The 14,033-nt window shown below is 35.9% G+C and carries 7 protein-coding genes; 1 reads left to right on the top strand and 6 read right to left on the bottom strand.

The annotated features are described in order from the left end of the window. Positions 1–55: 55 nt before the first annotated feature. The 4 genes from MM236_RS02055 to MM236_RS02040 all read right to left on the bottom strand — a co-directional run bounded on the left by MM236_RS02055 (position 56) and on the right by MM236_RS02040 (position 5,143). Complete coding sequence (locus MM236_RS02055; protein ID WP_241273267.1) at positions 56–1,699, bottom strand: S41 family peptidase; 1,644 nt, start codon at positions 1,697–1,699, stop codon at positions 56–58. Between the two features lie 1,009 nt (positions 1,700–2,708). Then, the gene (locus tag MM236_RS02050; protein WP_241273266.1) at positions 2,709–2,912 is read right to left on the bottom strand and encodes a DinB family protein; all 204 of its coding nucleotides are present in this window, start codon (positions 2,910–2,912) and stop codon (positions 2,709–2,711) included. A 2-nt stretch (positions 2,913–2,914) separates the two neighbouring features. Then, complete coding sequence (locus tag MM236_RS02045) at positions 2,915–3,367, bottom strand: hypothetical protein (RefSeq protein ID WP_241273265.1); 453 nt, start codon at positions 3,365–3,367, stop codon at positions 2,915–2,917. A 264-nt stretch (positions 3,368–3,631) separates the two neighbouring features. Then, positions 3,632–5,143, bottom strand: coding sequence for an IS1634 family transposase (locus tag MM236_RS02040; RefSeq protein ID WP_241273264.1), 1,512 nt, complete (start codon positions 5,141–5,143; stop codon positions 3,632–3,634). A gap of 93 nt (positions 5,144–5,236) precedes the next feature. On the opposite strand from MM236_RS02040, the gene MM236_RS19675 reads away from it, so the two are divergent. Further along, positions 5,237–5,365 (top strand): hypothetical protein, encoded by a 129-nt coding sequence (locus MM236_RS19675; RefSeq protein ID WP_255742279.1) that lies wholly within the window; start codon positions 5,237–5,239, stop codon positions 5,363–5,365. A 188-nt stretch (positions 5,366–5,553) separates the two neighbouring features. Here the strand turns inward: MM236_RS19675 and MM236_RS02035 are convergent, their stop codons facing one another. Together MM236_RS02035 and MM236_RS02030 are read right to left on the bottom strand one after the other, a co-directional pair. After that, the gene (locus tag MM236_RS02035; protein WP_241273263.1) at positions 5,554–7,656 is read right to left on the bottom strand and encodes a UvrD-helicase domain-containing protein; all 2,103 of its coding nucleotides are present in this window, start codon (positions 7,654–7,656) and stop codon (positions 5,554–5,556) included. Then, positions 7,653–13,967, bottom strand: coding sequence for a DEAD/DEAH box helicase (locus MM236_RS02030; protein ID WP_241273262.1), 6,315 nt, complete (start codon positions 13,965–13,967; stop codon positions 7,653–7,655). Before MM236_RS02030 ends, MM236_RS02035 begins: the two co-directional genes overlap by 4 nt. Between the last annotated feature and the right edge of the window lie 66 nt (positions 13,968–14,033).

Genomic DNA, 14,033 nt, shown 5'->3' with positions numbered 1-14,033 from the left:
TTTTCTCTATTTTATTGTTTTTAAAGTTACATAACTGATTGTCATCATGTAATTTCTATTTCTCCAAGACCAACATTACAGCCTTATCAAGTACCTCGTCTTTACTTTCAATAGCTCCTTCAAGACTTTGCCTGACTTCATGGTCAATCGGAAGGCCCTTTCTTTGAATAGGAGTCATATCAGGTAGGAAAATGCCACTGCTTGTAAAATATGACTGGAATCCACCAACAAATTCAATGGGGATCATGACTCCACCGGCACCTCCGGTTTGGCTCCCAACAGTAGTGACATTGTACCCATTTTGAATATGTAAGGCAGTAAATTCGGCACGGCTTTGAGTATATTCATCAACAAGCAAAATCACTTTCCCTTTGTACTTCGAGACTTTGGTGGTTGCTTTTTGATCCGAAACTATAAACTTTCCTGGATATTTGAAGTCTGGTTTAATTACCTTGGTGATGACTTCGTTTTTAGCCCCCAAAAAATTTTTGAAATGGTTTCCGAAAAATTCTTGCGGATAATTACGCAAATCAATGATTATCCCTACTGTATTTTCCAAACTAGCAAAAGCATGCATTAATTCCTTCCCGTCAATTCCTTTAAGGTTGATATATCCAATATTGTCTTGGAAAATTTCCCAATCCTTTTGGTTTGGCTTGGAAATGAATTCATCTCTTTGATATCTAGCTAATTTACGAGTTTTGGTGATACCTTTTCTGTCAATCTTAACTTCAACACTGTCTGAAGAGCTTGGATAAATTTTTCCAAATGCATATTTGAGTTTTGTGCTGTAATTTGATCCATTGATATACCTTAAGTTTTCCCTTAAGATTTCAGAAACTGTTATCCCTTCAATCTTGCTGATGATGTCTCCAACTTCAAGATCATTTGTAGCTGCCAAATCCTTATTATAAAAACCTGTTAAGACGATTTTGTTATCGATAATCTTAAAAACTGCCGGGATCAATCTAAGTCCAAAATGCTGATTGATCAATTCAGTTGAAAAATATCCGTGACTATCATCGATTTTGACGACAAGCTCAAGCATAGCCAAGTGAAAATCAAGTTCGGAAGTTGGATCATTAAACTTGGGGATCATTTCCAAAAGTACTGTATCCCATTTTGTATCGATTAGGTACTTGTGCGGATAATAATATTCAATAGTATTCCAATACCTGATCAATGACAAAATCCGCATCGACTTTACTGTCCAATCAAAATTTTCATAAGATTTTTCATTGCTAATGATAAGGGTAGAATTCTTACCTCCATTATTGATGTAATAAGGTTTACCTTGATATCTGTTCCGTTCTATGAATTGAAGCTTTTCACTAAGTGATAAGGTGAAAATGTCAGAGTCTTTAAACCAAGATAAATCGAGATTTTTTTCGAAATGATCCGCTCGAGATTCCATTTGACAATTTTTGCAAATTTTGATATTTCCTAAGGATTCAATCCAATCCATAATGATGTCAGAATATTCTTCTTTGGTTTCCGCATTGTATACAAGGGGTAGAAGATCCAAAAGTTGCCTGTCCCAGTCAAACTTTCCCTTGGCAACGGTAGGGTGGTAGTATTTCAAAAACCCCCAGACTTTGGCCGTTGCAGCAAGTTTTTCAGTTTCGGAAATACCTTTTCTTGCAAAGGCAGTACCAAAAGACAAAATAGAACACAGTAAAACAAGAAGTATGGTTTTCATGTAAAAAACTAATTTATAAGCAACCTGGTAATATGTCTTATTGGACTTATTGGAAATTGTGAATTTAAAATTTTTTAAGCTTTGATTTTCTTTACTCAAATCAAACTTTTCAAACTTAATCAATTCCATTAAATATTTAATTGTCATTTGAAAGTCCTTTAATAACGTATATGATTTTTTAACTACAAATAAAGGATACATGTCAATTATCAATAAAAAAACCTTTCAATAAGAAAAAGTGGCTACTTCAAAATTCTCTTTAAAAATGTATAGCTACCAAATTTCTCTGGAAACCTTTTTCTTGTCTAACTTAAAATTATTGTTTTGATTTTCGGAAAAACAAGAATAGAGAATGGTCTTTAAAGATTATGATCACAACCTGTCGATGCTCCTTCCACGTAGTTTGGAAGACTTTCTTCCCTCAGAGCATCCCGCTCATATAGCCATTACATTTTTAGACAAGATAATCAATGAACCCATCCTTACGCAATACACTAACCTCGAGAATACCGTCCATGAAAACAACGGCTTCATTTGGATTTCAGGCATACATCTTCCCGGTCATAAAACAAAAAGAAGAAAAGCTCCATGAATTGATTGGGGTGATTTTTAGAAAGCCATGATAGATTATCGTGTCGATCAGAATTTGTATTAAGGACTTTTGATATTGGACTAATTGTCAGAGATAGTTTTTTTTGCTTTTCTGATCTCAAATAGTCAAAAATAAGGATCAAGGTAAATATAGTTACTTTAGGACATGATGTGCTAGCAACCTTTGAACATCATAAACATTGACTGATTTGTTGAATTTATCCTTGCTGGAATGAAATTGAGGGATTTGGAAATTGAAGGTTTGATGATTCTTGAAAAAAAGCCACCTATATTGAAGTAAGGATATTTTAAAAATCTATGACTCTTCTGCTAGAATATCTTGGCTTGCAGTTTCACCGAGGTAAGGGGTGCAGCTTAAATAATTTGATGATAGAATTCTAAGTGTTCATTCAGCATCCTAGCGTTTGAAGAAAATATAGTCAGTAATCAATGGCTCGATCCCTTGATTTTTTAATTCACTTGCAATTTGGCTCCTGTGGTAAGTAGAGTGATTGATAATATGAAATAAAATATCCCGAACACTACTGCTGTACTTTTGACCTTTGCTATTGGAATAATCTGCTGTTATGTTAAAGTCAAACTTATCATAATAAATAGTCAATTTTACTCAATTTTATCATAAATATAGGTTGGACCATCACATTGATCCCATGTATTTCTTAGTCTTTTTTCCGAGTTAATAAATAAATATTCTTTTCCCTCCTCATATCCACCTCCTTCACAATTTCCTATCATTTCTTCTCCTTGCTCATAATCCAATGTAATATAAAACAAGGCATTTACATCCTCCTCAGTTGCAGGTTCTATTACATAAGTTCCACTGGCATTTTTGACCCCGCTATCAGACTCTCTAATCCTACTAAACGTATTGTTCTGATTAAACTGATACCTATCAATAGGAAGTTCAAAGTCATCTGGGTCTGCCTGCCATTGAAAGCCTACTTCGGCCAACTCCCACTCACCCAATACTGATAACATGTTTGGGGAATCATCTTCTGTGTTGCAGCCTAAAATTAAAACAAAACCTACTAGTGCAAATTTAAAAAGGTGTTTCATGCTGATGATATTTTTGGTTATGAATACTGAGACGTGAAAGGTTAGTTTAAGGTTTTGATCTTCCTAATTTGTGTAAAAAATTTACTAAAACTAATTGATGGAAATAAAATGAATTGATCGTTTTATTCAGGAAACAACCCTTCAGTCTGCTATTTTCAATATAACATTGCCAGTCTTATGGCCAGTTTCAACATATTCATATGCCTCTACAATTTGATCCATATTGTATTGCCTGTCCTGACTTCGACACTGGGACACCCAAAATCAAAAATCGAACATTTTTGCCAGTTTTTGCTGACCCTCGTTCAAAAACAGGGTTTTCCTCAGCTTTTTACCTGTTGATTTGAGTTGGATTTCTACTGTGTAAATACCTTTTGCTGTTTCAATTGCCTTTTGTGGTGAAAGGTTTACTTCTTTTTCATTCAACTGCCTTTCGAGTTCCTTGTAGACCTTGTAAGCTACGAATGCAATGCTGATATGGGCTTCTATTCTCCTTTGCTTGTAATGGAAAACTGGTCTTACTTTGATATCATTTTTGGTTATTCTGAAGGCCTTTTCAATCTTCCATAAGTTGTTGTAATTCTCAATCACCTGTTCTTTGTCAAGCTTTGTATTGGTGATGTAGTCTTTGAGACCGTCCCATTGCCCATCCTGTTCAAACTTTTCCATATCCAAGGCAATCTTTATCTCACCTTCCATTTTTAGGTATTTGTTATAGCCTCTGTTGTTGATGTGGGTTTTGTTGAGTTTCCCTGTAGCTAACTGTTTTTCGAGCTTTTTAAGCCCTTTTTCCCTGTTGATCTTATCCTTTTTGGCCCTCTTTTCCGAGTAGCTCACAACCATTCTAAGGTTCTCTTCCCAATCCACAGAAACACTCTCTCCATTTTCCAGCTCTAGAGCTAACACTTTGTTTTTTTGATTAGTGCCGGAAGACTTAAGACAAGCCCCAAGAATGAACTCATATCCGTTATCAAGTAATTCTTTGATATTGCTTTTGGAAAGCAAATCAGAATCTGCCACAACTATCGGGGCGGGCAGATTATACTTTTTCCTAAATGTCTCTATTACCGGAATCATGGTATGCCCCTCAAACTTATTGCCCTCAAAAATCTCATAAGCCAAAGGGTACCCATCAAGACCTACCAGTAAACCCAAAACTATCTGGGGATTCTGATGCTTGCCTTCTTTGGAAAAACCGGTCTTCCTGAGATCATCTTCCTGATCTACTTCAAAATAGAGTGTGGTACAATCGTAAAAGACAATATTGATACTTCCTCCCAGTATTTTCTTGGTGTGACCAAAACTGATCAGCTGTACTATCTCTTTATAATTGTTGTAAAGCTTGTCCATATACCGGTATAGATCCTGAACATGAAAATCAAGGCCATGATAGGTCTGCAGGTATTCGCAGGTCTTGAGTTTGCTGGCCGGAAAACATATCCTGGAATAAACAAGCCACTTAAAAATATCGTCTTTTATTACGTTGAACCCAATATCATTGAATATCTTATTCAGGAGGAGTTCTGTACCTGAAACAGTAATGTTTTCTACACTTTCCAAGACAGATTCTGCAACCTGTTCTTCACTGTTGAAGGGAATGTCAATAATGCCTTTATAATTCCTGATCCACTCTTCTCCCAAAGAAAAAAGCTCTTCAACTTCTGCAGGATCGGAACTACTGCCTATGGTTTTGGCGACTTTATAACTTCCCCTTACCTTGTCTATTACCTGAACACTGATCTTGCCACTTTTATTGGGCTTTTTGCGGACAAACATGCTTAAAAGTAATCAAAATTACCTCTGGGACACCCAAATTCAAAAAAAAAAAAAAAAAATATAAAACATTATCTATCAAAACCTTACGATTAAATGGGACTGACGACTGTCGAAGTCAGGAAAAAAGACCTGAACTATAAGGAAAAATTAGAGAGCAAGGTCGCTGTCAACCTTCCAAACAGTCCCAAAATTCCCAAGGCAGGAAAGGGGAAGAGGGTGTAAGTTTTAGGTTTGAAATTGAATAAAAATAAATTCCATCCCTTAATTTTACTGCTTTTTAATTGATAAACATGAATATCCGCCTACGTTCAAGTAGGCGGATATTCATGTTTTATTCTCTTCACTTCTTAAAAACAACCATCATTATGGATTTTTTTAATTTTAGCACTTGAAGGCATAAAATTACTTTTTCAAATCCGAACCAACTTAGACTTACTGCCGATTCCAGTTATCGAAACCCTCTGAATAGCGCGAGAAACAGCTACGTATAAAAGTGATTTTTCATTCTTGAAATAGCTAAGTCTATCCGATTCTGACCAATTCTCTAATTCTTCGAAATACTTTGGACAGCTTCTATTATTCACATCTACCAAGAAAACTTGTTTAAACTCCAACCCCTTAATGTTGTGAAAGGTCAAAAGATTAATACCATTTTGATGTCCAACCTTCTTCCCGTTTTCATATTCGGTGTATGGTATGTTCAAAATATGAAGCTTGGACTTAAAATCTTTAAGACCATTTCTGGTTCTTGAAGAAATTGTGATCTCTTCTGGCTTATATTCTCCTTCCAAGAGTAACCCGATTTCAAGTAATACAAAATCAATCTCTTCATCCTTGGAATGAAAGATTTTATATTGTGGAAGTTGACCATGGAATAAGGAAACATACCCTCCTTTTTCCTCCTCTTGTCCATCAAAGTCATCATAGTGCTCGTCATTGACGATAGACATTGCAAGCTTTTTAATTTCTTCTGTTGTTCTATAATTAATTCTCAACCTTCGGCTTCGTTTTCCCCTAATATTAATTCCTGCTTGGGTGAAATTTATTCGTTTATCATAAATTTTCTGGAGTGGATCACCAACCAAGAAAAGGTCATTTGCCTTTTCTCCTACAAGTGCTCTAACAACACGAAGCTCAACATTTGAAAAATCTTGTAATTCATCTACTAAAGCATAATCATATACTTTTGTATCATGTTCATTAAGGAAATTAACCAACATGTTGTACATTTCTTCTTTATGGTAATAGTTATATTGAGCTTTAGCACTATTATATTTTTCGACTAACGTCCATATATCTCTTCTTTGAGTCCTGCTTATCGCTTTACCTCTTCCCATACGGGGAGCTTTAAGGTATTCTACAAGGCTTTTGACATCATGATACAAAATGATATCGGTATATTCCTTGATTAAAAATTCAGCATCAAAAGACGTTAAAACAGCCCCCAACACTTCTTCCCATATCTCCTCTGGTTTCTTAATATTATTCATCCCAAAGACCTTGTATTGTCTTGGGACTAAGAAAAACTCTTTCACTAAATCAAAAGCAAGCGCATCAATATTAGAAATTGTAATGTCCGAAAGATTTATTTCAAGATCATTGGCTAAATTCTTTAAATTGGTGGTGAGTGCTGTGGTAAAAGTTGTAAAAAGAATTTTTTCACCAGCGCTCCTTGTTTCCGCAAGAAATTTCATTCTATGAAGAGCAGCTACCGTCTTACCTGTGCCGGCTCCTCCTGAAACTTTAACAGTTCCAGTGAATGAACTTGTCACCAGTTTTCTTTGTGAAGGGTGTAAATAGTATTTCCACTTTTTTAGATTACCCTCTAAAATTTCATTGAATAGATCATCGTCAGTTAACTCAATAAAACTTCGCTGATTATTTATACTTCGAACCTGCTCTTCTTCAATCACAGAGCTTGCTTTTCCCTCTTCTATTTCAAAAATCAACTGTTCAATACCTGCACCATCAGCAAGATAAAAAAGGTTTTCAAAAGTATCCTGAGGAATAAATTTTTCAATTTTCTCCAAATCATCAAGGTTAAATATACCTCTTATGGAAGGGAGTAATACTGCTGGAACCCCAATTTTCAATAAATCTTGATCATCAAAATCTTTGAACAATCCATCAACGTTTACAAGATCCGATTCAACCGTAATTTCACTCTGCTCTTCCAATACTTCGGGAGCGGTGAACACCTGCATGCTTTGGGTGTTTTCATTCCATTGGAAAACCTTATTGGAGGCCCATTCATAAGCCTTATCATGATGATCAATCCACAGCAAATAGTATGTCTCACCTGACTCAGGCACCTTTATAATTGCCCGATAAGTTTGATCTACTCTTGCAGACCTTAGTGAACTATCTCTGAAACTTTGAATTGGTTCCAAATGAATGGCAGCAGACTTAGAATTATCCCTAAATTTCCTCTGAAAATCAATCACTTTTTTCTGAATTCCCTTTGGCAATTCTATCAATGATTCAAAAAACTTGTCGTAAAACAATAACTTCATATCTCAATATTTTTTAATTCTTCTTGATTTCCAATTCGGTATCCTATACTCTCAAAATATTTAGCACTTTGATCGCCAATTGGTCCAATAACCAACTTTAAATGATCAATTATTAATTCTGCTTCTGCCAATGGATTCCCCTCGTCATCTAATGCTGTATATAATCTTATTTCCTCCTCTTGGCTTTTGATATAATTCTTGTGGTATAGTTTAGTCAAAACATCATGATAAATGATATCAGGAAAGTTTAATAATAGCTCTTCAAGGCTATAATGTGATTCAATCTTCTCTATACCTGTATCTTCTTCAACAAAATCAGCAATCTGAAGCATATTGAATAAAACCCAGAAACGATTCCATTCTTCCTTATCTATATTTTCCGCTGCTTTAATTTTAAAGTGAGAGAATATTTCCCACTTTTTCAGGTTCACTGCTGCTTTCATTTCAAACAATGATCCGTAAGGAACTCCCTCAAATGGAATTAAAGCATCTTGAGTCCTTTGATCTATGGCATATTGATTCCAATAATCATCTTCAAAAAACACTCTTTGAATATGATCAGGATGAAAACTTGGAGAAAATAATTTCTTTTGATAGACAAGTAAATTTAGACTCCATGCATAATGGAACGATACCTCATTCTTGATGGGGAATTTTAACAAAGTCAATAACCTTTCAAAATTATTTTTTGCATCATACACTTTTATTGGATCTTTCGAGCCAAAGTTTTCCAATATCTTCTTCTTGGTTTCTTTGTATCCCTCTTGTTTTGATAATTTAAAAAGGAAGTCTTCTGCTTTCTTTATCTCTTCACCTCCAAGAAAGCTGGCATCAAACCGTTCTACATCTTCCCATGTCAATGTCCATGTTAGATATTGAGCATTCTCTATTATACCTTGACGTTTTTCCAAATCATTTAAAAACCTATTATTCTCAGCTGAAGCATGATATTGAAAACCATCCAAGTAGATCGCAATCCGAGGTATCCTTTCTAAATCATCGAAGCCATTTCCATTGAAACTTGCTGATGTGCAAATAATTAAGAAATCTGTCCTTGTAATAAACCTAACTCCATATTGTGGTCCAAGAACTACCTGTGGCCTGATATGGAATGTGAGTGACGAAAATGCGCTCTTATATTTCAGAATATAGCTAACACTACCATCTTCTTTGATATCCTCGAAAAACCACTCTTCTTTATTTTCGGCTAAAATTCTTAAGCTTCTAACGAATCTTTCTTCTAATTCAGATTCTTCAATCTGACCACTTGCCGTGATTTTCCCCAAACCTTGAGGTACAGACTCCCAGCTTTCTGATTTCTGAACAATCTCTGCGAAACGTTTCTCTGCACGCTCTCTACTCAAGTCAGACTGATAGTACTGATTGCTGTAAGAATAAATACATCTGTAACAACCATCCTTTCCATGATGCTGACACGAGCAGTTCTTTATTTCATAATATGCTAAACTGAGGAGTTTGCTAAAATTCGAAAAGTCAAAAAGCTTCTCTAAATATCCTGTACCTCCAGGGACAGTATCATACAGTACTAAGTATCGATCAAACTTTCCTGTATGGTGATTAAATTCTCGATATTCAGAAATAGCTATATGCTGAGGATTACCATTAAAATATTTTTTTAATCCCAACTCAATTCCGGCTTGAAACATTTTGATTTCTGCTTCAGAATTAAAGTCTTGAACAGGCAATAATATTTTTAACACCTCTGTCTGAACTTCCCTAAAAAGAAAAACCTCTGCAAAAACATCATCAGATTTACCTTTATATTCTTTCCCTTTGTGCTTACAGTAACCATAATGAAACTTGTAATTTCCATCCCTTATATCAGAAGATGATTTACCACAATACCTACACGTTACAAAACCGTGAGCAGGAACTTCAGCATTATTAATTTTAACTTTTCTTGCATCAATTTGACCATGCTTCCCCAGATTGGCATCTGTGATTGTAACATTTTTTACAAATTCAATCCCAAATGGAATTTCCTTCATTGCCCAGGCCCCAGCAGAATGATTCACTTTGAACTCGAAATGCCTATTGACTTGATAAATGATTTTATCCCTGTCTTCTTTGTCATCCTTTAAAAATGCATCAGCTTCATTGTTAAAAGACTTGACACTCGTAAGTTTTGCGAAATAATGAAGATTTGACGCTGCACCCCAAGACGGATCTTTACATTTTGGACAATTAGGTTCTGAAGTACCACCAACACCAATTTCCAAATGATCACAATTGGAACAGAAGCGCTTGAGATGAAAATTGTGATTATCAGTCCAATCAAAAGTATTTAAACCTGATACTTTAAACTTATAAGATTGGGAGTAGAAATAGTTGTCAGGAGCTAATTCTTTTATTGCTTGACTTGCACCTCTGACGATTTCAAAATCTTTACTGATTGGTGCTTTGGTGCTCTCTTCCGCTTGATTACCCAGTACCTTAGCCAACAAAGTGACTCCCGTCTCTGGAAATGCATAGTTTGGTAAAGCCCCCACATTAGTAAGGAATTCCAAGGTATTTCTTTTACGAATACTATGGATGATTCCGTTCAGGTTCCTTGCTTCAGACTCCAGTTCTTTACGTTCAGGATCGCCCTCACCCAAATTAGATTCCTTTATTCTTTTTAGCAATTCAGCCCTTTTTTCTTGTATATCAGCAATCTCTTTTCGTAAACTGTCAAAAATATTTCGATGGTAATGATAGAATTGATCACTTTTCAAATTTTGCTGAAGTCCAATGAAAACCTCATCATCAACCTCATTTTCATATTGTAACTTGAAGCGTTCAAATAGCTTTTCTTCTTTTGATTTAACAAAATTCAAGATTCTATTCATAAAAAAATCAGCACTTTGGAGGCTCTCTAAAGTAAGCTTTAAGAACCTGATATTTGGAGGAATATTATTCGCCTTATGATCTGCTGATGTCCAGCTATCTATACAATATGCGAAGAAATGTCTCTTTAAGATTTCTTTGGCTTCAAGATAACAACCAGGTGTATTCACCTCTCCTGCCATCATATCCAAAGGCGCTTGGTAATAAAACAAATCATGCGATTTGCTTTGGGCAAAATTCACCAATAAAGCTGAGCCTGACTTACGTCCTGCTCGACCTACACGTTGTAAAAAGTTGGATGGTAGAGGTGGTATGGAATTATTTATTGCTGTATTAAGCGTACCTATATCAATACCCATTTCAAGGGTACTGGTAGCAACCATTACATTTTTGGAATTAAACTTAGGCCTTTCTTTAAAGTCTTTTTCAAGGAGCTCTCTTGGCTTACGTTCTAAAAGACCTGTGTGCTCAGCAGCATAAATTCTTGGAGACCTGTTCCTATTATAGACTAATTGATAGTAATTTGGTTCAGCAACCACTTCTCCTGTATCAATTTGGGCATAAGTTCCGGAACACTTATACATCAAACATTTTCCGCCTTCAATCCCCAAGTAAGCATCTGCTGTATATACTTCATGTTCACATGAATCACAGCGTAAAGTTCTTACGTTCTTACTCACCCTCAAGCTTTCAGGTTTGATAGCAAAGTTCACTTGATTCCCGGCTGATTTTCTGTCTAAGATTTCTACATCCTCTAATGCAGAAATCACCTGGGTGTAAAATTCATTTAGAAAATCAGAGTGATTACCAGTCATTTGAAATGACTTCTTGAAATAGCTGTGGAACCAGTTGTTTGTAGTTGCAAAACTGCTATCTAATATTCCTCTCGTTTCTTTTTCAAAAGTGAGTAATTTTGGCAAACGGTTTCTTGGATGAAATCTTTTGTTCAAAAAATGACGCTTGTCTTTATTCCAATTGAGATCGAAAAGACTTAAGCTTTTTTCTCTAAACTTATCAAAAAACACATGATTGATTCCTCCTCTACTTCGTATTCGATGTAAAAGCAAGGCAAGGAACTTATTAAAATCTTCTTCCTGAATTGATTGTGACACTTCATTATCGACCAACCAAGGTTTAACCCTTTCCCAAACTTTGGAAAGTGCCTCCTTATCAAAAAACACACCTGATGAACCCGTTTTTTCGAGTGTTCGTCCAATTAAAGAATTATAACCAAATTCAGCATATATTTCCCACCTTACTCTATGGTCAAATTCTTTTTGAAATACCTGAGAATATTTACCATGATCAACATAATCCCGTGGTGAAGATTTTCCCAAATAATCGGTAGGAAAGAATCTGTAATAAAATGCATCTAATGAATTAACACCACTTTCATCCGAATTTGATTTCCAGTACTTAATAAAGTTATCTGCGAGCTGAGATAAATTAACTGCTCCCTCCTGTTGATTGATGACTTTTTGAAGTGATGATCTAAATGTGAAGCGGTAGTTTCTTGCTTCTACAAAACTTGCTTGATGTGCTGCATCTTGTACTGCATTGGTAAACGCTAATACTTTTCTTTGTTTTTCATTTTGTCCATCAAGATCTGTAGAAAGCGTCTGACTTACCGCAATCGAACTAAGTGTCGGGATACGAGTACCTATGATAGCAACAGTGTTTTTTGTATTGCATTCAGGACAATAATGCTCAGACCTTTTATTGGTGTTGAGTTTTCTGAAGGCAGAAATATCAACTCTACCCTCTTGGTATTTAGTGTGAAATTCTAAATTTTCCGAGCTCACATTGGTTCTAAAGTGATCCGTAGGTTCATAGCCAACTGCTACTGCATCTGCATTGGAGAACCTTCCTGTTTCATTGAAAAAGTAGATATGTTTATGGTTTTCAAAAAACTTCCCATATACATCATTGATATCCTTTTCAAAGCGCTCTTTATTATCATGCTTCACTCCTAACCAACCTGAGGCTCCACACTCCCTGCAAAACCAGGGAGGCATCGCCAAAGTATTCTCTTCAGGGCTTACATGATCTTTCCAAGTAAAACGTGGCTTAGTCTCCACAGCTCTTAACAAACCACTAAGTTCTCGGATCCAAAGCTGAGTCTGGGCAAAAAGAAATGGAGATATTTTTCCACTCAATATATCCAATTCCTTGGCTTGTGTTATAATGGCAAAAAGTGACTGAATCATTGCTTCTTTGGGACTAAACTTTAGTGACTCACTCCATTGAGGATAAGTGTCTCTGAAGTTTACATTTTTATTTGACAGCATTTTAGCCAACTGGTCAAGCGTAAAAATGCCCTCCCTTTCATTCAGTACTTCCACCAAGTCTCTTACAATACGGAGTTCGCGTAATTGATGGGATAAATTTTCTTCGGACAATCCCCAAATTTGAAGCTGCTTTTGCACGAAAACCTCAAAAGGTTCATCTGCTGACGGACTGCTTTCCTTGAGTGCTTTGATGCTTGGATTTTGGTCTCTTAAGCCATCTCCTGTTTCAAAAAAATCTTCAATTTTTTGTCTTTTTTCCGAAACCACACAATCACTTTCAATTTTTTCTCCAAAAACTTTGGAAGCATATTCTGCCAAAAGCTGTGGGGCCTCAAGACCTGAACCTATTGTGGCTGATGTACCCACAGGACAAAGATGATTTTTTGGTAGATTAATCTTTAACTTCAGTCTTCTGATCAGGTTGGCAACATCAGTCCCCTGTGCCCCATCATAGGTGTGTAGTTCATCTAAAACAAGAAACTGAAGTAAGTCTATGTCCTGAAGATTCCCTGCCCAGAGATCGTGATAATTAGCCTTCATCAAAGCGTAATCCAACATCTTGAAATTGGTCAATAAGATATCAGGAGGTGAACCAAGAATAGTCTCACGGTTCTCGATAATATTTTTTGGACCCATCGTAGTAGGGAAGTTCTTATTGCCTTTCCCTTCTCCAATAAAAAGTCCTGCTGTGATACTTCCCTTCAGTCTTGGGTCTCCAAAAATAGCATCAGCCAAACGTTCTGCCTGATCCGTTGCCAAAGCATTCATTGGATAGAGAATGATCACCTTAATACCAAAACGATGCTTCTGTTGGTAGCAATAATCCAATACTGGAAACAAAAAAGACTCTGTTTTGCCCGAACCTGTTCCAGTAGTAATCAATGTGGGTTCAGGTTTTTTATCCCTTGTACTTAATCTATGCCATGCTTTTACTTGATGATCATAAGGTGGCCAGTCAGGCTTGATCGTCAAAGGCACATTCTCTATCTCTTCTTGATTAGCTTTGACAAAAGGTAACCGAAGTGAAAGATAGGGTCCCTTAAACATGCCATCTACAGGGTGGGTAATAAAGTCATAGAATGCTTTATGTACTTTCTTGTCTTGAAAAGTAAATGTAGCCTTTAGATAGGCTAAAATTGACTCCTTGATCTCAATGGCTTGTTGTAAACTTAGCATTCTTGATGATTACTTTTTTTGATTTTGATTAATTTTAAAAATGATGGATCTTACTTATTGGACTTA

The sequence above is a fragment of the Belliella calami genome (assembly GCF_022549695.1).
Lineage (GTDB): Bacteria > Bacteroidota > Bacteroidia > Cytophagales > Cyclobacteriaceae > Belliella > Belliella calami.
Note: the sequence above shows the minus strand (reverse complement) of the source record. Positions and strands in the feature narration are given on the sequence as shown.